Here is a 24,685-nt window from a genome sequence, read left to right as displayed (position 1 = left end):
TTGGGATGGACTCCTTTTTTCATGTTTTGTCGATAAGTTGATATATTTCAAAAATCACTGATGAAAATTTCATTTACTATCTTACTGCCCCCAACAATTTATAGACTCCTCTCACAATAGTTATTTCACTATTCGTGACACTTGTCCTTTAGCTTGAAAAACACATATTGGCTTTATTCCATTATATGTCTAGTTCTTCTTATTTTTTGCTGAATATACTATCAATACAAACTTGAGACAAGCTACATTTGTTCAAGGGAAAATAGAAAGGTAGGCAAAATATGAGCATTGAAATATGGATTACTATTATTGTATTCTTCTTAACAATGATTGTTGTCTTTTGGCGGCCTCGTGGCTTAAATGAGGCGTGGCCAGCAGCAATTGGTGCTGGCATTATCCTGATTACTGGACTTGTATCAAAGCCAGACGTCATGGACATTATCAGTAAAATTGGCGGTGCCTCCATAACAATATTAGCGACCATCGTTATGGCGGTTATATTAGAAAGCTTCGGCTTCTTCCACTGGTCCGCAGCAAAACTTGCAAACTTAGCAAAAGGCTCCGGTCGCCGTTTATACTGGTATATTCAATTATTATGTTTTCTTATGACTCTTTTATTTAATAACGACGGTAGTATTTTAATTACAACTCCAATCCTAATTTTACTACTGAGAAACCTTAAATTAAAACCTCATCAACAAATCCCTTATTTATTAAGTGGTGCTTTAATCGCCACTGCCTCTAGTGCCCCCATTGGTGTAAGTAATATCGTAAACTTAATCGCATTAAATATTGTGAATATGACTCTTTATATGCATACTGCTATGATGTTTGTACCTGCAACATTAGGATTATTATTTATGTCATGGCTTATGTACACAGTTTTAAAGAAAAAACTACCAGAGAAATTACCTGTTTCTTCATATGATATCGAAGAAATGTTCTTCACGAAAAACTTCCATCCGTTAAAAGGAAAAAATTCTGTTGATACGAAACAAAAACGGACAAAATTCATGCTAAAAGTATTAGGTTTCGTCTTCCTTATGCGCTGTCTACTTTTCGTTGCATCCTTCTTATCCATCCCAATCGAAATTGTTGCCGTACTCGGTTCACTCGTTCTTCTCATCTGGAGATGGTACTACTTACGAACAAACCCTGTCGACATTTTAAAAAAGACACCGTGGCACATTTTAATTTTCGCATTCTCTATGTATGTAATTATTTACGGGCTTCACAACGCAGGGTTAACAACGGTGCTTGTAAATTGGCTTGAACCAGTTGTAAGTCAACATCTACTCTATGCTAGCTTTGCAATGGGAGGACTCGTTTCTCTCCTCTCTAACGTCTTCAATAACCATCCTGCACTTATGATTGGTACAATCACATTAACAGAAATGGGACTAGACCCAGTCACATTAAAAACTATCTACCTGGCAAACATTATTGGTAGTGACATCGGTTCACTATTATTACCAATCGGTACGTTAGCTTCCCTCATTTGGATGTATATCCTGAAACAAAACAAAATTAAAGTAAAATGGAAAGACTATTTAAGTGTATCCCTTATCGTTATTCCTCTCACAACAGTCGTCACATTATTCCTCTTATACTACTGGGTACACCTTTTCTTCGCCTTATAAAGTGAAACTTTAATCAGTGGGGGTTTTCTTCATCCCCCACTGATTATTAGTTGAACCAATCGGACTTTTATGGGCAGTTGATCCCCCACCTAACTTCTTTGCTTTCGCTGAATTTTGAGTTGGGGGTCTTACTGCCCATTAAAGCGGGATAAACAACAGAAGCCCCCTTTGCTACCGTCTTAGCAAAGGGGGCTTCTTCTATATTTAAGTTAGGTACTACAGTGTGATCAATCAAGTAAAGAGGTGTAACGTATTATTGGTATAAATGACTACCAGTGTCTTTAAATTCTTTCGCTTTCTCTTTCATCCCTTTTTCAATTGCTTCTGTCGTTTCTAAATCATTGTCTTTTGCATATTCACGAATATCATGTGAAATTCTCATACTACAAAACTTCGGTCCACACATTGAACAGAAATGAGCCGTTTTCGCGCCTTCTGCTGGCAATGTTTCATCGTGATATTCCATCGCACGTTCAGGGTCTAAAGATAAATTAAATTGATCGCGCCAACGGAATTCAAATCGAGCTTTTGAAAGTGCATCATCACGCTGATGAGCCGTTTTGTGCCCTTTCGCAAGATCAGCTGCATGTGCAGCGATTTTGTACGTAATAACCCCCGTGCGAACATCATCTTTATTCGGTAAACCTAAATGTTCTTTCGGCGTTACATAACAAAGCATCGCCGTTCCAAACCAGCCAATCATCGCCGCTCCAATTGCCGATGTAATATGGTCATAACCTGGTGCAATATCTGTCGTTAACGGCCCAAGTGTATAGAACGGCGCGCCCTGACAAATATCAAGCTCTTTCTCCATATTCTCTTTAATTAAATGCATCGGTACATGCCCAGGTCCTTCAATCATCACTTGCACATCATGTTTCCAAGCAATCTTCGTTAATTCACCAAGTGTTTCAAGCTCAGAAAACTGTGCTTCGTCATTTGCATCTGCAATCGAACCTGGACGTAATCCATCTCCAAGAGAGAACGAAACGTCGTACTGCTTCATAATTTCACATATCTCTTCAAAATGAGTGTATAAGAAGTTTTCTTTATGATGGAATAAACACCACTGTGCCATAATTGAACCACCACGTGAAACGATACCTGTCGTACGCTTTGCAGTAATCGGAATGTAACGAAGTAATACGCCCGCGTGAATCGTAAAGTAATCAACACCTTGCTCAGCTTGCTCAATTAACGTATCACGATACACTTCCCACGTTAAATCTTCTGCAATTCCGTTTACCTTTTCAAGCGCTTGATAGATCGGTACAGTCCCAACTGGTACAGGCGCGTTACGAATAATCCACTCACGCGTCGTATGAATATTTTTACCTGTAGATAAATCCATAATCGTATCCGCACCCCAACGCGTTGCCCACGTCATCTTCTCTACTTCTTCTGCAATTGAAGAAGATACAGCAGAGTTTCCGATATTTGCATTGACCTTCACGTGAAAGTTACGGCCGATAATCATCGGTTCTGCTTCCGGATGGTTAATATTCGCTGGTAAAATGGCACGACCTTCCGCGATTTCCTTACGAACAAACTCAGGCTCTACTCCTTCACGAATCGCAACATATTCCATCTCAGACGTAATGTTACCATTACGTGCATAATGCATTTGCGTAACATTTGCACCATGCTTTGCTCTAAGCGGCTGACGATCCATTTGCGGGAAAACAGGCGTATGTTTCAAAGCCACTTTCACACCGTCATCCTCTGGTTTTACTTCGCGCCCTTCGTATGCTTCTACATCTCCGCGCTCCAGGATCCAAGAGTGGCGCGGCGCCTGCAGCCCCTTTTCCAGTTCCACTTTATAAGCAGGATCTGTATAAGGACCGCTCGTATCATATACACGAATTGGCGAATTCGGAATACCGTTCGTTTCGCTTTGTTCAATCTCGCGCATCGGCACTTTCATACCCGCGCGTGGTCCATCCACATACACTTTCTTACTTCCTGGTAAACTCGATTTCAATTCAATTTGCTCAGCTGAAACAGACTGTTTCATAACCTTTGTTGCCCCCCTGTACGTGACAAGGACGAGATATGGCCAGCGTATGCCAAAATAAAAAGAGCCAGGTCCATAAAAAAATAAGGACCTGGCTCATAAAGACATCATTATGTAAAGCCGTTAACTTCCCTACGCTGGTACGAGCCAGATCAGGTCCAAAGGGTTAAGAAGTTCACACGCTTCTCTCTCAGCCTACGCATACGTTAGGCACCCCTAGTTTATCACTGATTTAATTTTCAATACTTTCCCATCATACACGATAATCTGAAAAATGCAAAGTTTATTTCTTTTGTTGTTTATGGAATCATCCACGTTAAATAATATGCCTGTACATACGTCATAATACCAACAATAATTACGAAGAATAAACTATGCTTCACTGTAAAGCGGAATAAATCTGATTCTTTTCCAGCAAGTCCAACTGCCGCACAAGCAATCGCAATTGATTGCGGAGAAATCATTTTTCCTGTTACACCGCCCGTTGTATTTGCTGCAACGAGAAGTACTTCAGATACACCGACTTGCTGCGCTGTAATCGCTTGTAAATTCGAGAACAGTGCATTTGCTGACGTATCGGATCCTGTTAAAAATACACCGATCCAGCCTAGGAATGGTGAGAAGAACGGGAATAGTCCTCCAGTGCCTGCAAGTGCTAATGCTAATGTAGAAGATAGACCAGAATAGTTTGCGATAAACGCGAATCCTAATACGAATCCGATAGACAGAATTGGCATCTTAAGCTCATGTAACGTTTCTTTAAATGTTACTACTGCATCTTTTGCACTCATTTTCAAAATAAAGATAGAAATGATACAAGCAATTAAAATGGCTGTTCCCGTCGCTGATAAAATATCTAATTTCAAGATTGCTTCATAAGGCGTCGGTTTATTTACAATTGGCTCTGCTTTCATTACTAAATTGTGTAAGCCTGGAACTTCAAACTTAAACACAAGGCTTTCCAAAGCACCACCTGAAGCAAATAACGCTTTAAAGAAACTTTGGCTCCAAATGACTACCATCACAGTTAAAATAATGAATGGAGACCATGCTTTTACTACTTTTCCTACCGTTAGTTTCGGCATAGATATCGCCGTTGCTGCTACTTCACTATTTGCTTCTTTAGACTGATAGATTTCTTTCGGCTGCCAAACTTTTAAGAATAGCGATAAACTCACTAAACTTACAAGTGCTGACGTAATATCCGGAAGTTCTGGCCCTAAGAACGTCGCTGTAATGAATTGCGTAATTGCAAATGAGCTACCGGCTACAAATAGAGCTGGCCATGTTTGTCTTACTCCTTTAAATCCATCCATTAAAAATACGATAAAGAACGGAACAAATAATGATAGAAACGGTAATTGATGTCCAGCCATTTGTCCAATTTTATGTGGATCAATACCTGTTACTTGTCCAGCAACTGTAATCGGAATTCCCATCGCTCCGAACGCTACTGGTGCCGTATTTGCGATTAAACAAAGACCCGCTGCATATAAAGGATTTAACCCAAGACCTGCAAGAAGCGCTGCGGTAATCGCTACTGGTGCACCAAATCCTGCTGCCCCTTCCAAAAATGCTCCAAATGAAAAACCGATTAAAATAACGAGTAAACGATGGTCATTTGTAATTGATAATACAGATGCACGAATCACATCGAATTGACCTGTTTTCACAGATATTTTATATAAAAATACCGACATAATGATAATCCAAGCAATTGGCCATAGTCCGTATAAGAAACCATATCCCGTCGCTGCCATCGCCATCGTGAACGGCATCTTATAAGCGAATAACGCCACTAAAATTGTAAGTACAACTGTAATAAATCCTGCCACATACCCCTTCATGCGGAAAACTGCTAAAGCTAAGAAAAAAAAGATAATCGGAATAAGTGCGACCGCTGCCGAAATCCAAATGTTTCCGAACGGATCATAAACTTGTGTCCATGTGTTCATTGTTCTCTCCCCCTAAAGAATCCCCTTTTAAATAGAATAACCTCATCAATAGACTATCAGGTCATCATACCTTTAAACCTAAAATAAAAAAACGTCCAAGAAAACGTTTTCATTAATTCTATCACAACAATTTTCATTTAAAAAGATTTTTTTGAAAATTTTATTATTTCACTAGAAAATCTTACAAAATCGTCACGTTCTTGTAATGTTCATCGATAGTAAGCTTGCCAAAACTATTGCATAATAATAGTATAGCAACGGACATTATTTATGAGGTGATATATATGAACGGAAACAAAATATTAGCAGCTTTATCTTACTTTAGTGTATTATTTGCCCCTATCTTATTCCCTATTATTGTGTGGATTGTAGGCGATGCTGAAACAAAACCACATGCAAAACGTGCTCTATGGACACACATTATTCCAAGTATCGCTACATTCATTGGCGTAACTATTTTAGGAATTATGGGTATCGGATCGGATCAACCAGACGTAACACTTGGAATTGGAGCAATAATTGTCTTATGTATTTGCGGCATTATTAGCTTATACTACTTCATTTGGAACATCGTAAAAGGTATTAAAGTGCTGAAAGCTTAAGTTTAAACAAACGTTTGATTAAAACAGCACGCATCATAATAAATGAAATTTTATCGGCGATACGACAATCTTTTAATAAGAAAAAAACCGTCCCAAAATACCTTTTGGGACGGTTTTTTTATCTTCTGCGTTTCTTCTTTTTTCTCATCATTTTTTTGCGGCGCGTATTCACTTTATCCGCTATAATGTGAAGCGTGCTTGCCACAACAATTCCCATTAAGAACGTTACAATTTCAACCTCATGTTCCTTCGCAATTTCTATTAAATTCCCATCAAGCGCGATTACATTTAATAGGAATAAAAACGGAGAAAACACAATTAACATGTATGCAATACGAATCACATCACCAAGTATAATTGTATGTGTAAAGAAGGAGCGATGCGGCATGACCTTCTTATACGGATACCAAAATATACGTAGGAATCCCCATTTATTATACGCATTACTATATGTATCTAAATCCGGCGTTAAAAATGAAGTACCTACTAAAAAGCCAATTGCAAAAGTTAATAAAAAATCCAAGTTTGTTAATCCATACGAAAAGAGCATAAACAAAACAACCGGAAGGGATATTAAGTTTATTTTCGTATGCGTTCTTCCTGATGGCATAATGCACTTCCTCGCTTACGTTCGCCCTGTCACCATATGACAGTTCTCACCTATTGATCTAATTTCTGATCGATAAAGGATGTGTCTATATCCGAACCAAACCATTCTGCCAACTTCACTCGTGCCTTATCTTTCACCTCTTCATTGACGTATAACGACGTTTGTAATAGAGCAGCCATTAACGCCCCTAAATCATCTGTATAACCAACTCCAGCAATAAAATCTGGGATGGCATCAATTGGTGCAATAAAATAAGCAAGTGCTCCAATCACAATAATTTTCACTCGCTTTGGAACATCAGGTCTTTGCAAAACGTAAAACAATAATAAACTTGCATAAATAACCGACTGTCCTGCTTGCTTTGCAACATGTTTTGCTTTCTTCCAAAACGCTTCAACTGAAAATTTTTGTTCCATGTAAAAGCCTCCCTATTTTTTAAAAGAAATAAGCTACAATATGTTATCAGTAAAAGTTCATCAAAATTACACATAATCTATCAATGAACTTTCATTGTAACAAACAAACGAAAAAAGAACAAGTGTTCGTTAATTTTTACATATTTCTCATCATATAATAGGTTTCTAGATAGCCGCTTACCCATTGTCATTTCTTATTTCTCAACAAAGAAAATTTTCACTTTCACTTAACATTCTGCTCTACCTTTGTTATATTTTCTAGTTGACGGACATAAAAACGAATGTTAAAGTTTTCTCTGGTAGTGACAAATCTTATACAAAAAATGTAAAATGTTATAGTGTTTCTCAGAAATGAATTTTGTTGTATAATACAGAAATGACGTTATGCTTATGAGCAACACAAGAAACCAAAAGGGTATGCATAGTTATAGTCGTATATGGGTGAATATAGAACCTCTAATTATGGCCAAGAAAACTATGTATTTTTTATTTTAGCATTTTTCGCTCCAAAATCGACCAAGCCTGATAGAGAAAGGGTGGAAATGAATGAAAGAAACCTTGAGATCACAATTTCAAAATGTGCGTTTCACTGTATTCGTAGCTTTAGCTTTATGGCTAAAGACGTACCTTATTACACGCACAAGCTTTGATTTAAAACTTGAATCTTTCATGCAAGAATTCATTTTATTCCTTAGCCCATTAGCAGCATCATTACTGCTTGTTGGTCTTGCATTATTTGCAAAAGGGAAAAAACGTAACTATATAGCACTTGGAATTAATTTTGTTTTAACAATCGTTCTTGTTGGTAACGTAATGTTCTACGGATTCTACAATGACTTCGTTACTTTACCAGTACTAGGACAAACATCTAACTTTGGAAGTTTAGGTTCTAGTGTGAAAGAATTGTTTAACTACAAAATTATCCTTGCATTTGCTGATATTATTGTATTCTTCATTTTATTGAAGAAGATGAAGAATTTTGCACCGACAGAGCGTGTAGCACGCCCAATGCGTTCCCTATACTTCGTGTCAACAGTTGCTATTTTCTTCGCAAACTTAGGACTTGCAGAAGCTGAGCGTCCTGAACTATTAACACGCTCATTCGACCGCGTTATGCTTGTTAAAAACTTAGGTTTATATGTACACCAAGTATATGATCTTGGCTTACAAGCAAAATCAAGTTCACAAAAAGCTTTTGCTGACGGTAGTAAATTACAGGAAACAGAAAACTACGTAAAAACAACGCAAAGCAAACCAGATCCAAATATGTTTGGTACTGCAAAAGGGAAAAACGTAATTGTTGTCTCTCTTGAGTCATTACAAACATTCTTAATTGGTGCAACAGTTAACGGACAAGAAGTTACACCATTCTTAAACCAATTTACGAAAGAAAGTTATTACTTTGATAACTTCTTCCATCAAACTGGGCAAGGAAAAACATCTGATGCTGAATTCTTAGTAGATACTTCAATGTATCCACTAGACCGTGGTGCTGTATTCTTCACACACGGTAATAACGAATATACAGCAACTCCAGAAATTTTACGTGAGCAAGGATACCACACATCAGTATTCCACGCGAACAACGCAACATTCTGGAACCGTAACATTATGTATCCGGCACTTGGTTATGATCGTTATTACAACGAGCTTGACTACAAGATTACGCCAGAAACGAAATTAAATTGGGGATTAAAAGATATCGAATACTTCGATCAATCTATCGATATGTTAAAAGAAGTGAAGCAACCGTTCTATACTCGCTTCCTTACTTTAACAAACCATTACCCATTCACTTATGATGACAGTACGAAATTAATCGATGAATACAATTCTGGTGATGGCGTATTTGACCGTTACATGGTAACTGCTCGCTATTTAGACGAAGCAATGAAACACTTTATTGAGCGTCTAAAAGCAGAAGGTATTTACGACAACTCAGTTATCGTATTCTACGGTGATCACTACGGTATTTCTGAAAACCATAACCGTGCAATGGCACAGTTCTTAGGAAAAGAAGACATCACTACATTTGACCATATGAACTTACAAAAAACACCGATGTTTATTCACGTTCCAGGTCAAAAAGAAGGTAAAACAATTTCAAAACCAACTGGTGAAATTGACATTAAACCAACAATTCTAAACTTACTTGGTGTAGATTCTACGAATCAAGTTCAATTCGGTCATGATGTATTCTCACCAGACAATAAAGGATTCGTTGTTCTTCGTGACGGTAGCTTCGTTACAGATAAGTACATGTACACGAACAGTACATTCTACGACCGTAATACTGGCGAAGTTGTACAATTACCAAAAGAAGAATCTCAACCACTCATTGATCGTGCCCAAAATGAATTGAACATGTCTGACAAAATCATTGAAGGTGACTTACTTCGCTTCTCTGAAAGTAACAAGACCAAAACTGGTGAAGTAAAGACGGCTATAAAAGAAGAAAAGAAGAGCGCTGAGTAATCTCAGCCTCTTTTTTTTATATTTCTCCATACAATCACTTATATTCATTAACTTTAACATTACATAACCTTTACCAAATATTCACATAGAATTAATGAAGCATCTCTATAATAAAATATGTAAACGAGGTTCTCTATATTTCTTATCTCTCATCTGTAATAAGATCCCTTAAAGAAATATTTGAATCGTTTATTTCTACTTTCTTATAATTGTCTTTCAATGTGTTTTGTTTCCATACACAAAACATTCAATAAGACGATGTCCCTATGAAAGATAGCTACCCTCCTTGTGCAGCATTCCATAAGAATGTTGCTTTTTTTTATTCAAAAGCAGGATTCTTATTTCTCATTTTCGAATTTGTATATACAAAATGCTGTAAAAGTGAAACTTTAATCAGCCCTCACCAATCGGGCATTTACGGGCCGTTATTCGCCCACTTCACTTCTTTGCTCCAGCCGAATTTTTAACAGGAGTTTTACTGCCCACAAATAGCGGGGTAAATCATTACTACTTCTCTACCATTTACAAATACATATACGTCATATGTAAAGAATTACTCACATAAAAATTACTATAAGGACTTTATTCCGCTATTTGTACACAGACCAAACGAATTAAAGCTTCATTTTACTTATGCACTTACGAAAGGATGGGACGAAAATTGGCATACGAAAAATTTGTACTCTGGAATGATGCAGTTATTGATACAACAAAACATCACGCGTACATAGATTTTGAAGAAAGAGGCTTGCAGTTTGGAGATGGTGTCTACGAAGTTATTCGCTTATATAAAGGGAACTTTCACTTATTAGATCCGCATATCACAAGATTATATCGCTCCATGGAAGAAATAGAATTAACACTCCCTTTCTCAAAAGCAGAACTGATTATCCTACTCTATAAACTAATCGAAAATAATAATTTCCACGAGGATGGAACGATTTATTTACAAGTATCTCGTGGTGTACAAGCTCGTACCCATACATTCTCATATGACGTCCCTCCGACAATCTATGCCTATATTACAAAGAAAGAAAGACCAGCGTTATGGATTGAATATGGTGTACGTGCTATATCAGAACCAGATACACGCTGGCTACGCTGTGATATCAAATCATTAAATTTATTACCAAATGTATTAGCTGCTACGAAAGCTGAACGCAAAGGTTGTAAAGAGGCCCTTTTCGTACGAAATGGTACCGTAACTGAGGGCAGCTGTTCTAATTTCTTTCTCATAAAAAACGGAACTCTCTATACACATCCAGCCAATCACCTTATTTTAAATGGAATCATTCGTCAATATGTCCTTTCTTTAGCGAAAACCCTTCGCATTCCGGTACAAGAAGAACTTTTCAGCATTCGTGATGTTTATCAAGCAGATGAATGCTTCTTTACAGGAACGACGATTGAAATTTTGCCGATGACTCACCTTGATGGAACTGCAATTCAAGATGGTCAAGTTGGCCCTATCACAAAAATTCTGCAAAGATCATTTTCTCAAAGCTTGTTACAATCCAATATGTCATCTTCTTAAACACGTATAATTTCTAACCTTTCTACATTCAATATATGTATTTAAATGGAAATCAAGGTATAGATTTATGCCTTGATTTTTTTTTGTAATCTTTTTGTCATATTCAGATTACCGCATAAGTCTTGACAGTAATCGACATGCTCTTTAGAATTTTTAACAGTTGGTAAATATTTCTTCACTACATTACAGACAGAAAGGAATCGACAAATTATGAAAAAATACCTTGCCGGTCTTGCGGCAGTGTCTGTAGCAGGAGGAGCAGCACCTACACTTGATAGTGTTCAAGCTGCCCCTGAACAAAATACACAAAAAGCTGCTACAACTGTCCAAGCTTCTGCATCAAACAGCTCATCTTATACGGTAAACACTAGCGTATTACATGTTCGTGCAGGATCAAGTACTTCTCACGATATCATCTCGCGTGTTTATAACGGTCAATCATTAAATGTGATTGGCGAAGAAAATGGTTGGTTCAAAATTAACATTAATGGGAAAACAGGATTTGTTAGTGGCGAATTTGTATCAAAAAATGGAGCAAGCAATTCCAATGTAAGTACAACAGGTGGAAACAATAAAGTTACTGCTGATGTATTACGTGTACGTACTGCTCCGAACACTTCTAGTTCTGTTTCAGGACGTGTATATGCAGGACAAACATTAAACGTAATTGGTCAAGAAAATGGTTGGGTGAAAATCAACCATAATGGACAAGTTGGCTATGTAAGTGGCGAATTCGTATCTGGTGTTTCTTCTAATGCAGGTTCTTCAAACAACAATACGAATAATAACAACCAAGAATCTGTAAAACCAGCAAGCGGAAACTATACAGTAAATGTATCTTCCCTTCGTGTTCGTACAGGTCCTAGCACTTCTCACACAACTGTAGCTTCTGTTACAAAAGGACAAGTTGTACAAGTAGTTGGCGAAGTTCAAGATTGGTTCAAAATCAATTACGCTGGACAAACTGCATACGTAAGCAAAGACTACGTAACAAAAGGCGGTTCTAGCGACAACGTTACACAAGGTAACAATCAAGATAACAAACAAGAACAAAACAATAATGTAACTGTTCAAACTGGTGGTACTTACGTTGTTAACGCAACATCTCTACGCGTTCGTACAGGCCCTGCTGCTTACCATAGTGTAATTGGTGGCGTGTTAAATGGTACTACATTAAACGTAGTTGGATCTGAAAACGGTTGGTTTAAAGTAAACTATCAAGGGAAAACAGGCTTCGTTAGTAGCGAATTTGTAAAATTCGTTAAAGGTGGCACTGCTACTCCTGAACAACCGAAACAGCCTGAACAACCGAATCATGGTGCAATTGGTGACTACTACATTAATGCTTCTGCACTAAACGTACGTAGCGGCGAAGGTACAAATTATAGAATCATAGGGGCACTTCCACAAGGACAGAAGGTTCAAGTAATCTCTGAAAACTCTGGATGGAGCAAAATTAACTACAACGGTCAAACTGGTTACATCGGAACACGTTACCTTTCTAAAACACCGGTTGGGGGCGCAGTAGATAATAAGCCTAACAACAACCAAAATAACAATCAAAACAATAACAACAATAATACAGGCAATAATAGTGGTGATAGTTCTTCCATACTTGCATATGCAAAATCAATGCAAGGTGTACCATACGTTTGGGGCGGTACTTCTGCTACTGGTGTTGACTGCAGTGGTTACATCTACCACGTATTTAAGAAATTTGGTCATAACATTAGTCGTCAAAGTGTTGCAGGATATTGGAGCAGCTTACCACAAACTTCAAGTCCACAACCAGGTGACTTAATTTATTTCAAAGACACTTATAAAGCAGGTCCTTCTCATATGGGTATTTACCTTGGCGGCGGATCATTTATCCAATCTGGAGATAAAGGTGTCGCAATCGCTTCATTAAGCAATTCTTATTGGAGTAAGCACTTCTTAGGTTATACGAAAGCACCTTAAGTTATATTTTAGAGCCTTCTAGATTACTAGAAGGCTCTTTTTAGTATATGTCACCTATATCCCCGAAAAAATAGTGTATCTATTTCCCTATTTCATACACTATATTCTACAAAAACACTCCATAACGTTATCATAATGTATATTTTCACATAAAAAACATAACCTATTTCATGTCTAATCATTTTATATGTGTTTTTTTGAAGAATTTTCTTTTTATTTAAACTTTTTGTTAGACGTTTGACCTCCGATGTCCATTATGATAAGTTACTTAAGATGTTATATTCGCAAAAGTATAGACAACTGGTTTATACACTTTTTTACTATGAGGAAGGAGCATACACTGCATGAATCTTTTATGGGGAATTGGCGGCGTGATTGGAGTATTAGCAATTGCTTTTTTACTATCTTCCAACCGCAAAGCTATTAATTGGCGCACAATTTTAATCGCGCTAGCATTACAAATGTCATTTTCATTTATCGTATTACGATGGGATGCCGGAAAAGCAGGTTTAAAATACGCTGCTGATGGTGTTCAAGGATTAATTAATTTTTCTTACGAGGGAATTAAGTTCGTTGCTGGGGATTTAGTCAACGCAAAAGGCCCTTGGGGATTTGTCTTCTTTATTCAAGCACTACTTCCAATCGTATTTATTAGTTCATTAGTAGCAATCTTATATCATTTCGGTATTATGCAGAAATTTGTTAGTGTCGTTGGTGGCGCATTAAGTAAACTTCTTGGAACATCTAAAGCAGAAAGTTTAAACTCAGTAACAACTGTATTTTTAGGACAAACTGAAGCTCCAATCTTAATCAAACCTTACTTAGCACGTTTAACAAATAGTGAATTCTTCACTATTATGGTAAGCGGTATGACAGCTGTTGCCGGATCGGTTCTTGTCGGCTATGCAGCAATGGGTATTCCGTTAGAACACTTATTAGCAGCAGCAATTATGGCAGCTCCATCAAGTTTATTAATTGCGAAATTAATTATGCCAGAAACAGAAAAAGTAGATAATAACGTTGAACTTTCTACAGAACGTGAAGATGCAAACGTTATTGATGCAGCTGCACGTGGTGCATCTGAAGGTATGCAACTTGTTATTAACGTAGCAGCAATGTTAATGGCTTTCATCGCATTAATCGCTTTATTAAATGGTCTATTAGGATTAATTGGCTCTCTGTTCCATATTAAACTTAGCCTTGATTTAATCTTCGGTTACTTACTATCACCATTTGCAATCTTAATCGGGGTTTCTCCTGGTGAAGCTGTACAAGCAGCAAGCTTTATCGGTCAAAAACTTGCAATCAACGAATTCGTTGCATACGCAAACTTAGGACCACACATGGCAGAGTTCTCTGCAAAAACAAACTTAATTTTAACATTCGCAATCTGTGGATTCGCAAACTTCTCTTCTATCGCAATTCAATTAGGTGTAACAGGAACGTTAGCTCCTACTCGCCGTAAACAAATTGCACAGTTAGGGATTAAAGCAGTTATCGCTGGTACATTAGCAAACTTCTTAAATGCAGCAGTTGCAGGTATGATGTTCCTATAAAATGATGCAAAGTCTCCTCTTTCTAAAGAGGGGGCTTTTTATTATATGTTGTATATTTTTTCGGTATATATTAAATACTTTATGCTTAAATATAAGAACATTATGATACAATAATTAGTAAGTCTGTTTATTTTTTCTTACAAAAGAGAGACACTACTTGTGGTTGCTCTCCAAAATAACCTAGTCATCCGGTCTATTTCTTAATAATTGCGCATACTACAAGTATCCTTGCATGAATTACCTTTAAGGAGGAAAATTTTGTGAAAGATAACTTCTATAAAGTCCTCTCTATGTGGATTTTACAAATTTTATTTTATTTTACAACTGTACATGTAACGCAATATGAGCATGCTCTCATTTTTACAATTATATATGTAATTGTTAATGTACTATTTCTATTATTGACTGATAAAACCGCATTTGTTCTCTTTATATTAGGAACCATTATTTCGGTATTCTACCTGTTCTACCAAGCATGGCTTTACTTATGGAGTACATCAGAACAATGGGAATACATTATTACTCACTTCCTAATGGCAGCAAACTTCTTCATCGTATATATCTCAACTCATTTATTAAAGAAGGTTATTCATGAAAATAAAGAATTAACCGAACGTGTGAGAACGTTAGAACAATACATTGGAGAATCAAAATTATTAACAAGAAAAGAATTCGAAAGACGACAAGCATTATTAATAAATGCAATGAATCGCCGTAATGAAACAGGCGTTATTATTTATTTTGACTTTACTTCCTTTAGTAAATATACGAAGGAAAGTGTTATGGACCGTGTAGCTTCATTATTAGTTGAAACAATAAGAGCTGACTTTGACCTTGCTGCTGAATATGATAATAATAAGCTCGTTATTTTATTACAAAACACAAATGAAGCCGGTGCTGACATTGTAATGAATCGCCTAAAGCCAAAAATGGAGCAATGGCTTGCTGCTGAAGCGATCCAAGATATAAAAATTTCACGCGAGCAAATTGGGAACAAAGGACAGACGTTATTATGATGACACTCGTTATACTTCTTTTATTCCTTCTATTTTGCGTACTCGTGTTTTGGATTAGCATCACATTTTCGATTAAGTATATACTTATTTTTACAGCCTTTCTATTCTCTGCCTTACTTGTTTACTATTCTTTCTTAACACTCGCAGGTTTAGTTCACCGAAATAGTAAACGAAAAGATCGTACGCTAGAACATTATCCAAGCGTCGACATTTTAATACCTGCCCACAATGAAGGTGTCGTTATTAAAGATACTTTAGAGGCGATGGCGAAGATTGAATATCCAGGTAAACTAACTGTTTATTTATTAAACGATAATTCGCAAGATGAGACACCTGAAATTGGTGACGATTTTGACAAAGCTTATGCTCATATTCGTCACATTCGTGTTCCGGCGGGTGAACCAAAAGGGAAATCACGTGTATTAAACTATGGTCTTAGTATTTCAGATGGTGAATACTTCTGTGTGTATGATGCAGATAACCAGCCTGAACCACATGCTCTGCGAATGCTTGTAGAACACGCTGAAACAACCGAGGATGCCGTTGGAGCTGTTGGTCACGTTCGTACTGTAAATGAAAATAGAAACTGGCTAACACGAATGATTTCATTAGAATTTCAAATCTTCCAGCTCCTTATGCAATCCGGACGCTGGTTACTATTCCAAACAGGTTCACTAACAGGAACAAATATGCTTCTTCGTCGCTCTGCATTAGAAGAACTTGGCGGCTATGACCCGTATGCAATTGCAGAAGACGCTGAATTAACATTACGAATTACACAAAAAGGCTATCTCTTACCAATCGTTCCAGAATCGATTACATGGGAACAAGAACCCGAGCATTTAAGGATCCTTATTAAGCAGCGTACACGTTGGCTCCAAGGGAACTTGTACATTTTAGAAAAAATGTTTTCTTCCTTAAGTTTCTTTAAAGGAAAACTTCTCGTCCATTCCTTACAACAAGTTTTAGTGTATGTTGTATTTTGGCTATTCTTAATCATTTCGAACGTTTGGTTTGTAATTGGGTTACTCGGGATATTCCAAATTCAATATAGCATTCCGCTACTATTTATGTGGTATGTCGCATATATTACATACGTTTCTCAATTATTTAGTGCCCAGAGTGTGGAACGAACCTTTACACCAACTAATATTTTTATTAGTGTTATCATGTACTTTACGTACGCACAGCTCTTTACGTACTTATTCATTCGCAGCTTAATTTTATACTTACGTGCGAAGAGCAAGAAACAAGTCATTGGCTGGGATAAAACAGTTCGATTCAAAAAAGAAAAGTAAAACTTTAATCAGTGGGGTTCTCCCACTGATTTTTATTTACAAAATAAAAATCAGCACAGAGCGCCGTATGCTCTGTGCTGATTTATTGCCGTATAAATTATATATCAGACAATACCCCTTAGCTGAAAGTAATTTCACGTCCATCCCCCAACGAACGATTGACCTTCATTTATATACGAAAAAGTGATTGCTATTTTTGTAGAACCAATTGCTTCTCTTGCTGTTCTTTGCGCGTTTCAGTCTTAGGTTCCGTGCTTTCTTGGACACTACGATGTGCCACACGTTTCAAACAAATATGCTTCCACTTTCTTTCGTAACGTTTCATTATTCTAGATGTCCCCCTTGAATGCGCTTTAAAACTATTTGAAATCGCTTACAGGAAATAATATAGCACATATACATAAACGTGACAACACATTTCCGACAATTTTTTGTCAAAAATATGAATAGAATTTACAAAATATCGTAATTTGTCGAAACGTATCGATTTTTCTTTATATAAAAGGCATACTACTTATATAGTAAAGTATTTTATTTCCCTTACTTGTGTTTAAAATTCCTTCTATATAAAAAAGAGCTGATACATAATCAGCCCTTTTTCCTTCTATTATTAATGACGCTTCATACGCCCCTCTTTTTGTAACTCTTTAAATAATGCTGCCATCATAAAGAAAATAACGAAGACGAATGGGAATGCCGCAATAATAGCTGCTGTTTGCAGTGCTTCTAATCCACCAACATATAATAAGGTAGAAGCTATCGATGCTAAAACGATACCCCAAACCATTTTAATGCGGTTTGGTGGATTTAAACTACCATGTGTCGTTAACATCCCTAAAACGAATGTCGCAGAGTCTGCAGATGTAATAAAGAATGTTGCAATAAGCAGAATACCTAATACCGATAAAGCTGATCCAAAGCTTCCCATCTGATCAAACATAGCGAATAACCCTACTTCTGTTCCCATCTCTTTCACTTTGTCGAAGATATGAGCATCACCAAACAGCTCCATATGAATACCAGTCCCGCCGAAAACAGAGAACCAAAGCGCACCGATTACAGTCGGTACGAGTAACACACCGATAACAAACTCACGAATCGTACGTCCTCGTGAAACACGGGCAATAAACGTACCTACGAATGGTGACCATGCAATCCACCATGCCCAATAGAAAATTGTCCATGACTGAATCCATTGATTTCCGCCTTCATCTAATGGACTTAAACGGAAGCTCATGCTTGGCAATTCCTGAATATAAGAACCGATTGTTGAAGTGAAGTAATTCATAATAAAGTTTGTTGGACCTGCAAATAATACAATAATCATAAGTGCAAACGCCAAAATAATATTCGCATTACTTAAATATTTAATTCCTTTATCAAGACCTGTTTGCGCAGATAACATGAAAAGAACGGTTACGATTGCAATAATAACTAACTGTGTCGGCAATGAATTCGGGATAGATGTTAAATAACTAACACCACCTGCAATTTGCTTCGCACCAAGACCTAATGATGTTGCAACACCAAACACAGTTGCGAAAACAGCTAACACATCAAATGAATGAGCAATACGTCCATGCTCCCCGCCTTTAAATAACGGACCTACTGTCGCACTAATCGTACTTGCTTTTCCTTTTCTAAAAGTAAAGTAAGCAATACACAGCGCTACAAATGCATATAGTCCCCACGGATGTAATCCCCAATGGAAAAATGAAAAACGTAGTGCAAGACGCGCACTTTCCTCAGTTGCACCTTCTCCAAACGGAGGTGCGTACAAATGGTTTAATGGTTCGGCAACGCCCCAGAAAACTAAACCAATACCCATACCAGCGCTAAATAGCATAGCAAACCATGTCATATAACTATAATCAGGTTCATCATCATCTTTACCTAAACGAATAGAACCGTATTTCGAAACAATTAAAAAGATAGACACACCTAATATAATAGAAACAGAAATAATATAGAACCATCCAAACTTACTAACTAATGCAGTTTGAATTGCGGTTGTTACATTTCCTAAGCTACCTTTTCCAATAATAGATTCGGGAATAATCCCCCAAAGTGTAAATGCAATACATAATGTTAATGATACGATGAATGTTTTTGTCAGTTTCCTCATCAAATCCCCCTTCTTAGGTTTCACTTTTGTAAATAACATAAATTCCGATATGTAAAATCGGATAGAAAACTATAATTTTACGGTGATTTTCTTACTTTCACCTTCACCAATTCGAATTCTTATAGACAGCCTTACCTTCCGTATAACCTTTTCACTCTGCAAGAGCTACAAGATCGAAATACTGCTGTCAAATTGTGTGAGAAAAATGCGGATGGGAATGTATTTTCCCAAAAAAGGATGTGTTACAGATGTAAAAAAGGGCATTTTTCTTCCTTGCAACCCTTTCTTTTTGTAACAATTATGCGGTTTTTTTGCTAGTATATAGCACGTGTTTATAGTTTCACAAACGAAATGTTTATGTTTATATAACTATATTACCCATAAAACGGCAAAATACTCAAGGAATGTAATCGTTTAGTAAATATTATGTAACACTCCTGTAACATTTTTATTTACGCCGAAAAATATATGTTGTATTAAATATTTTGAATATAAGTAGAAACCTACTAATCACATAGAATGAAAAACGCTTTCCTATATCTTTTGTTATATTACAGGATGTTAACGACTGATTACGAATGGTTTGTAATTGTGTGTTTTCCCGAAATCCGAAAAAATCTGTTGCTATAATGAGGACACGAAAACAAACGCAATGGAGGCTATCATGAAAAAATTAATTGGAATAGCAACAGCAGCAGTTTTTGGTCTTGGGATTTTCACCGCATCTGCTAATGCAGAAACTGTTGTAACAACAGACGTACTAAACGTACGAGAAAACCCTACTACTGAATCAAAAGTTGTCGGTAAATTACAGAATGGTCATAAATTAGATGTTCTAAATACAGAAAACGGATGGTCACAAATCAAATTAGATGGTAAAGACGCATTCGTAAGTGCAGAGTTTACAAAGAACTCTTACTATGTAACAGCTAACGTATTAAATGTACGTGCTGAAGCGAACACAAACTCAGAAATTCTTGGAACGTTGAAGAAAGACGATATGATCGAAACAACGAACCAAGTACAAAATGAGTGGTTACAATTTGAATATAACGGGAAAACAGCTTATGTTCACGTTCCTTTCTTAACAGGCACAGCGCCTGTTATTGAGAAACAAGAACAACCTGCTCCTGCTAAAACTGTAGCACCAGCTAAAGCACAAGCACCTGCAGCACAAGCAAAACCAGCTGCTAAGCCTGCTGTGAAAGCTGCTGAAACTAGCACACCTTCTGGTGGTCGTGAGTTAACAGTTGTAGCTACAGCATATACAGCTCATCCGAGCGAAAACGGTGGCACATACGGTGGCCGTGTATTAACTGCAATGGGTCATGACTTAACAGCGAACCCAAACATGAAAATGATCGCTGTTGATCCGAAAGTAATCCCATTAGGATCTAAAGTATGGGTAGAAGGTTACGGAGAAGCTATCGCTGGAGATACTGGCGGTGCAATTAAAGGTAACCGTATCGACATCCTACTTGGATCAGATAGCGCTGCTCAAAAATGGGGACGCAAAACTGTTAAAGTGAAAATTTTAAAATAACCAATGACTGCTAAAGCCGGTTCTCTTTGTTGAGAGCTGGCTTTTATTTTTTTATAATAACTATAAGGAGGTTATGTTCATGAATGTACAAGCAAAAATAGACTGGATCGGTACCCCAAAACCGTATATATATAAAGATGAAGTAACATACGACGCTACTTCCATCGACTTTTCACTCGCTGGCGATGACAATAGATATAAATTAGTTGTGCTCAGCTCTGAAGAAAATACACATTACAAAATTGTCCAATATGGAATCAAACCCGGCTCTCAAAAGCCATTCCCTATTGATATTCCATTCAAACAAAACATGTTACCAATTATAGAACAAATATTACATGATCCATATGTGCAAGCGATATTAAAGGAAACGCGCTCATAATTGTAAAAAAGGGATATCATTTTACCGGCAAAAATTCACAAAAGAAGTAAACTATAAAAAAGAGGTTGTTCAACAATATTGAACAACCTCTCTCTTTTATTAACGAGTCGGACCAGATACTTCCTCTGATTTCAACGTATCATTGGCACCCAGAGAATGATATAGCACCTTTCCATTTCCATTAACAGTAACGATATGGTCATTATTAAAACTTTTGAACTTTACAGACCCATCACCGTAACGAATATGGTACTCTTCATATGTCGTTACTTTATATTTCGTAGCACTTTGACGTTCTACATTACGAACATCCATCGTTAATAAGTCTTCTGTAATTCCTTTTTTGTGTAGATACTGTATGTAATCACGGTCTTCCTTGTACGATTTCCCGCTCTTATCATAATCATTTTCAATTAAACTAAAATCATTTAACGAAATCGCACGTACGTTATTATAAATGTGATTTCGTACAAAATCACCCACTGCTGAGCTTGATGTTTCTTTCGGGAATTTTAAGTAATACGTGCTTTGGTCTCCAATTTTAATACTTTCAGATTTTATTACACCAAAATCAGTAGTTTTCTCTAAATGTACTTCTACTGTTTCATCTGTGGATACAGGACCCAGTTTATAATTACCATAACTTAATTTCCCACGTTTTTTACCATTTACAAATACGGTTGCATCATTTTCATCAGAAGAAATGCTTACATACTTTCCTTCAAGTGATAAATCTACATTCACTTTCTCGCCCTGTTCATCTGCTAAATCTACTTCTTTCTCTGTTTCTAATTCAGTAAGTTCTGTCTTCGTTGTTGCCTTGACAACATACGTACCTGGGAAGTATGGTCCCAACTCTTTCGAAGTTTTATCACTAGAAAGTTCTGTTTCTTTTTTATCATTCACATATATTTCCGCATTCTTTGCAGTTGTACTAACACTCATATAATAAGATTTCATGCTAAACTTATACTTTGGATATAAGAACCACTCTTTTCCCTCTTCTACAATTTCCCCATCTTTAAACGAATTTTTATCCTTTGTTAACTTTTGATCTACTGTCTCTTTCTGTAAATAAGACAATAATTGTTTATTGTAAGAAGGGTTCTCTTTTAAGTAACGCATGTACGCTTTAATATCCTCTGTCTTAATCTTTAAGCTTGAATCATTCGCTTTCACAAACTCATCAATTGCAGTAATATCTTTCTTTTGGAATGCTTCAATCATTACATTTATTTGCTTTTCTTTTGAAAACTTGTATGCTCCAAATTTATATGCCCCAAATAATAAAATGGCAATGATGGCGAAACCAATGATTAAAAATAAATTTTTCTTACTTTTGGCTGGTTTTGTCTCGCTTTGCACTTCTGTATATGAAGCGGCGGTGTTATCGACGATTACTTCTACTTTACTCCCACACTCGGGACAAAAGTTCAAATGGTCTGCAACGTTCTTTTTACATGTTCCACAAAACTTCAACGTGCTCTCCTCCTACTTTTTAGCTAACTTCATTCCAACAAATGCTGCTACATATGTCACAATAAAACTACATATAGTTAAATATACAAATGAATTTTGCATAGATAATACCGTTCCACTTGTTCCAAACAAACTTGTTACAGTCCCTGAAACATCAATTTGGAACTTAGAAATCATATTCATTACAATCATCATAATCGTGTAAGAACCACTGCATACTACTAATGTAATATATATATTGGCAGTCGATAATTCAGCTAACTTTCTTCCCGCTCTAAACATAAGGAACAATGGAATAATAAGCAGTAATAAACCGTAATGGAATACGTTATTCACTTCATCAAATTCAGCAAGGCTTTCCTGACTTGCTCCTTTTGAAATCATTATATCTCTAACCACTACGCCATTTACAGAGATGCCTGATATAAATGAAAATGATAATGTGCTCTCAGATGATTTTGATTTCTTACCAATTCCAGTAAACTCCTTACTAAGTGCTGGACTTGATACTTCTAACGGAGCAAAATGAGCCATACTCCATAATTGAGGTGTTAACTCTAATGCTAATAATGTACTTTCAGATTTTAAAGTTGTTATTTCTTTTAACGGTTCAATACTGTCTTCCTTATTTACTAACGCCATAATACAAACCACTACTGCTGTTATTAAAAGTCCTTTTATCATGGCTGAAATACCGTAATAAACAGACGCTCCATATGGCATTAACTCTTGAAATGCTGCTGCCATATTATTTTTGCTTGTATGAGCAATAAATCCTATTAAGGTAAATAATGTCCCACATGCAAAACCACTCAATAAACTCTTAATCGCTGAATAGCCAACCGTAATCTTACCTGCTTCTGAGAATGGAATTGCGAAAGATTGTGATGCTATAAAACTTATAATGAATAAAAAGACACCATAAATAATACCAACTGTTGCTGCTATAAAGATTTGATCCTTAATCGTTTTTGCAACACGCTGCTTTCCTAACCAAATTCCTGTACCAGCGAAAATCATAAATGGAATGATTAATAGTAATGTAAATGGAGTATGCCAAGATAAAGAAAATATCAATCCACTCTCGTCGCTAGCTGTAAAACCAAGTAAATGATAACTTAACATCGTAGAAGTTGCACTTGAATAAAAGCTTGGCAACATTTCTAATTCTTTCGCAAATTTACTAAACATCTCACTTAATATAGAAGCAAATAATACACTACCAATCCAACCAGCAATTAACATGAGAATACTTGCAACAATCCCACCAATAAAACCTGTTTTTAAAACGGCTTTATCTGCTGTAAATTTAACTTCAGGAGTACCGTCCATTGTAGGCAATTTAATAGATTGTTCTTTTTTCTTCACAATAAATAAGGAATGCCCACACTTTTGGCAATATAAATTTTGCGGAGCATTTTCACCGCCACAACCTTTGCAGTATTTTGCAGTATCTTGTTCTAACGTTACTGCATCTATAGCTCCTGCAATCTCCATACTTCCTTCATTAGGGCAATAGTTTACCTCTTCACCATGTTGATTTCCACATGTGCGACAATACATCTAATTCACTCCCCACTTTGCTTAATTCCACAAACCGGACAGTAAGTAGAGTTTTGATCGATATGTTCATTACATGAAATACAATTTGTCGTTTCACCTTCATTTTCTATCGCTAACATTGGATTAGGCTTTCCACACGAACCACAAAACTTATCATTTATTGATAAAGGTCCACCACATTCACATGTAGCTTTCTCGCCTTGTTGCTTTTGCAGTTCAACAATGCGTTTTCTTGCTTGATAAATAGCTACATCAAATTCTTGAACTGGAGCAATCATTTCTTTTAAGCTCGCTTCATCTACTCCATTTCCTCTTAATTGAACATAGACTCGTTGTCCAATCTCTAATAGAACCTCTGCCTTTTTCTGCATTTGCACTTGCATTTCTTTTTTCAGTTGAGCGATTTCTTGCGCAACTTGTAACTTCATCTTCCCTTGCTCAATTCCTTCTTGTAACTTATTCATTCCACTGCCTAACTTCGTCTGTAAATCTGACAAATCATTTCTCCCCCTATACAT

At 36.6% G+C, this 24,685-nt stretch carries 18 protein-coding genes and 1 riboswitch; of the genes, 10 read left to right on the top strand and 8 right to left on the bottom strand.

Annotation, left to right across the window (positions count from 1 at the left end; translation table 11 throughout):
• Positions 1 to 281 precede the first annotated feature (281 nt).
• A complete protein-coding gene (locus ILT06_RS22850) occupies positions 282 to 1,640 on the top strand; it encodes an arsenic transporter (RefSeq protein WP_048560350.1) in 1,359 nt (452 codons plus the stop codon).
• Positions 1,641 to 1,893: 253 nt separating this feature from the next.
• On the opposite strand, the gene thiC is transcribed toward ILT06_RS22850, so the two are convergent.
• A complete protein-coding gene (gene thiC, locus ILT06_RS22845; protein WP_222655569.1) occupies positions 1,894 to 3,654 on the bottom strand; it encodes a phosphomethylpyrimidine synthase ThiC in 1,761 nt (586 codons plus the stop codon).
• Between the two features lie 112 nt (positions 3,655 to 3,766).
• Positions 3,767 to 3,882: riboswitch (TPP riboswitch) on the bottom strand.
• 71 nt (positions 3,883 to 3,953) lie between these two features.
• Complete coding sequence (lldP, locus tag ILT06_RS22840) at positions 3,954 to 5,609, bottom strand: L-lactate permease (RefSeq protein WP_088047785.1); 1,656 nt, start codon at positions 5,607 to 5,609, stop codon at positions 3,954 to 3,956.
• Between the two features lie 284 nt (positions 5,610 to 5,893).
• On the opposite strand from lldP, the gene ILT06_RS22835 reads away from it, so the two are divergent.
• Complete coding sequence (locus ILT06_RS22835; RefSeq protein ID WP_064476170.1) at positions 5,894 to 6,211, top strand: magnetosome magnetite crystal formation protein family; 318 nt, start codon at positions 5,894 to 5,896, stop codon at positions 6,209 to 6,211.
• A gap of 118 nt (positions 6,212 to 6,329) precedes the next feature.
• Here the strand turns inward: ILT06_RS22835 and ILT06_RS22830 are convergent, their stop codons facing one another.
• Both ILT06_RS22830 and ILT06_RS22825 read right to left on the bottom strand, forming a co-directional pair.
• Positions 6,330 to 6,821 carry a metal-binding protein gene (locus ILT06_RS22830; RefSeq protein ID WP_064476169.1) on the bottom strand — a complete coding sequence of 164 codons (492 nt, stop codon included), beginning with the start codon at positions 6,819 to 6,821 and terminating at the stop codon, positions 6,330 to 6,332.
• 50 nt (positions 6,822 to 6,871) lie between these two features.
• Positions 6,872 to 7,237 (bottom strand): YkvA family protein, encoded by a 366-nt coding sequence (locus tag ILT06_RS22825; protein WP_064476168.1) that lies wholly within the window; start codon positions 7,235 to 7,237, stop codon positions 6,872 to 6,874.
• Positions 7,238 to 7,783: 546 nt separating this feature from the next.
• Here ILT06_RS22825 and ILT06_RS22820 point away from each other — a divergent pair.
• The 6 genes from ILT06_RS22820 (at position 7,784) to ILT06_RS22795 (ending at position 17,075) form a co-directional block, all read left to right on the top strand.
• On the top strand, positions 7,784 to 9,712 hold the full coding sequence (locus ILT06_RS22820; protein ID WP_222655568.1) for an LTA synthase family protein: 1,929 nt from the start codon (positions 7,784 to 7,786) through the stop codon (positions 9,710 to 9,712).
• A gap of 649 nt (positions 9,713 to 10,361) precedes the next feature.
• The gene (locus tag ILT06_RS22815) at positions 10,362 to 11,246 is read left to right on the top strand and encodes a D-amino-acid transaminase (protein WP_081257338.1); all 885 of its coding nucleotides are present in this window, start codon (positions 10,362 to 10,364) and stop codon (positions 11,244 to 11,246) included.
• A 210-nt stretch (positions 11,247 to 11,456) separates the two neighbouring features.
• Positions 11,457 to 13,205 (top strand): C40 family peptidase, encoded by a 1,749-nt coding sequence (locus tag ILT06_RS22810; RefSeq protein WP_154131444.1) that lies wholly within the window; start codon positions 11,457 to 11,459, stop codon positions 13,203 to 13,205.
• 344 nt (positions 13,206 to 13,549) lie between these two features.
• On the top strand, positions 13,550 to 14,761 hold the full coding sequence (locus ILT06_RS22805; protein ID WP_064476164.1) for a NupC/NupG family nucleoside CNT transporter: 1,212 nt from the start codon (positions 13,550 to 13,552) through the stop codon (positions 14,759 to 14,761).
• A gap of 260 nt (positions 14,762 to 15,021) precedes the next feature.
• Complete coding sequence (locus ILT06_RS22800; RefSeq protein ID WP_064476163.1) at positions 15,022 to 15,777, top strand: GGDEF domain-containing protein; 756 nt, start codon at positions 15,022 to 15,024, stop codon at positions 15,775 to 15,777.
• A complete protein-coding gene (locus ILT06_RS22795) occupies positions 15,774 to 17,075 on the top strand; it encodes a glycosyltransferase family 2 protein (protein ID WP_154131443.1) in 1,302 nt (433 codons plus the stop codon). Before ILT06_RS22800 ends, ILT06_RS22795 begins: the two co-directional genes overlap by 4 nt.
• A gap of 610 nt (positions 17,076 to 17,685) precedes the next feature.
• Here ILT06_RS22795 and opuD read toward each other — a convergent pair.
• Positions 17,686 to 19,200, bottom strand: coding sequence for a glycine betaine transporter OpuD (opuD, locus tag ILT06_RS22790; protein ID WP_064476162.1), 1,515 nt, complete (start codon positions 19,198 to 19,200; stop codon positions 17,686 to 17,688).
• A gap of 664 nt (positions 19,201 to 19,864) precedes the next feature.
• On the opposite strand from opuD, the gene ILT06_RS22785 reads away from it, so the two are divergent.
• Both ILT06_RS22785 and ILT06_RS22780 read left to right on the top strand, forming a co-directional pair.
• Entirely contained in the window at positions 19,865 to 20,743 is an 879-nt protein-coding gene (locus tag ILT06_RS22785) for a cell wall-binding protein EntA (RefSeq protein WP_002167369.1), read from the top strand.
• Positions 20,744 to 20,822: 79 nt separating this feature from the next.
• Positions 20,823 to 21,125 (top strand): DUF3910 family protein, encoded by a 303-nt coding sequence (locus tag ILT06_RS22780; RefSeq protein ID WP_098103004.1) that lies wholly within the window; start codon positions 20,823 to 20,825, stop codon positions 21,123 to 21,125.
• 99 nt (positions 21,126 to 21,224) lie between these two features.
• Here ILT06_RS22780 and ILT06_RS22775 read toward each other — a convergent pair whose 3' ends face one another.
• From ILT06_RS22775 to ILT06_RS22765, 3 genes are read right to left on the bottom strand one after another with little or no spacing between them, the layout of a single operon-like run.
• Positions 21,225 to 22,604, bottom strand: coding sequence for a zinc ribbon domain-containing protein (locus ILT06_RS22775; RefSeq protein WP_222655567.1), 1,380 nt, complete (start codon positions 22,602 to 22,604; stop codon positions 21,225 to 21,227).
• A 12-nt stretch (positions 22,605 to 22,616) separates the two neighbouring features.
• The gene (locus tag ILT06_RS22770) at positions 22,617 to 24,167 is read right to left on the bottom strand and encodes a zinc ribbon domain-containing protein (RefSeq protein WP_064476159.1); all 1,551 of its coding nucleotides are present in this window, start codon (positions 24,165 to 24,167) and stop codon (positions 22,617 to 22,619) included.
• A gap of 5 nt (positions 24,168 to 24,172) precedes the next feature.
• On the bottom strand, positions 24,173 to 24,664 hold the full coding sequence (locus ILT06_RS22765; protein ID WP_064476158.1) for a zinc ribbon domain-containing protein: 492 nt from the start codon (positions 24,662 to 24,664) through the stop codon (positions 24,173 to 24,175).
• Positions 24,665 to 24,685: the final 21 nt, after the last annotated feature.

The organism is Bacillus sp. 17RED48 (genome assembly GCF_019837545.1).
Lineage (GTDB): Bacteria > Bacillota > Bacilli > Bacillales > Bacillaceae_G > Bacillus_A > Bacillus_A wiedmannii.
This window is presented reverse-complemented; position numbering and strand designations above follow the sequence as displayed.

Bases quoted from the DNA above. Each gene is read 5' to 3' on its own strand.
- ILT06_RS22850 (WP_048560350.1), top strand. From the start codon at position 282: ATGAGCATTGAAATATGGATTACTATTATTGTATTCTTCTTAACAATG.
- thiC (WP_222655569.1), bottom strand. From the start codon at position 3,654: ATGAAACAGTCTGTTTCAGCTGAGCAAATTGAATTGAAATCGAGTTTA.
- lldP (WP_088047785.1), bottom strand. From the start codon at position 5,609: ATGAACACATGGACACAAGTTTATGATCCGTTCGGAAACATTTGGATT.
- ILT06_RS22835 (WP_064476170.1), top strand. From the start codon at position 5,894: ATGAACGGAAACAAAATATTAGCAGCTTTATCTTACTTTAGTGTATTA.
- ILT06_RS22830 (WP_064476169.1), bottom strand. From the start codon at position 6,821: ATGCCATCAGGAAGAACGCATACGAAAATAAACTTAATATCCCTTCCG.
- ILT06_RS22825 (WP_064476168.1), bottom strand. From the start codon at position 7,237: ATGGAACAAAAATTTTCAGTTGAAGCGTTTTGGAAGAAAGCAAAACAT.
- ILT06_RS22820 (WP_222655568.1), top strand. From the start codon at position 7,784: ATGAAAGAAACCTTGAGATCACAATTTCAAAATGTGCGTTTCACTGTA.
- ILT06_RS22815 (WP_081257338.1), top strand. From the start codon at position 10,362: ATGGGACGAAAATTGGCATACGAAAAATTTGTACTCTGGAATGATGCA.
- ILT06_RS22810 (WP_154131444.1), top strand. From the start codon at position 11,457: ATGAAAAAATACCTTGCCGGTCTTGCGGCAGTGTCTGTAGCAGGAGGA.
- ILT06_RS22805 (WP_064476164.1), top strand. From the start codon at position 13,550: ATGAATCTTTTATGGGGAATTGGCGGCGTGATTGGAGTATTAGCAATT.
- ILT06_RS22795 (WP_154131443.1), top strand. From the start codon at position 15,774: ATGATGACACTCGTTATACTTCTTTTATTCCTTCTATTTTGCGTACTC.
- opuD (WP_064476162.1), bottom strand. From the start codon at position 19,200: ATGAGGAAACTGACAAAAACATTCATCGTATCATTAACATTATGTATT.
- ILT06_RS22785 (WP_002167369.1), top strand. From the start codon at position 19,865: ATGAAAAAATTAATTGGAATAGCAACAGCAGCAGTTTTTGGTCTTGGG.
- ILT06_RS22780 (WP_098103004.1), top strand. From the start codon at position 20,823: ATGAATGTACAAGCAAAAATAGACTGGATCGGTACCCCAAAACCGTAT.
- ILT06_RS22770 (WP_064476159.1), bottom strand. From the start codon at position 24,167: ATGTATTGTCGCACATGTGGAAATCAACATGGTGAAGAGGTAAACTAT.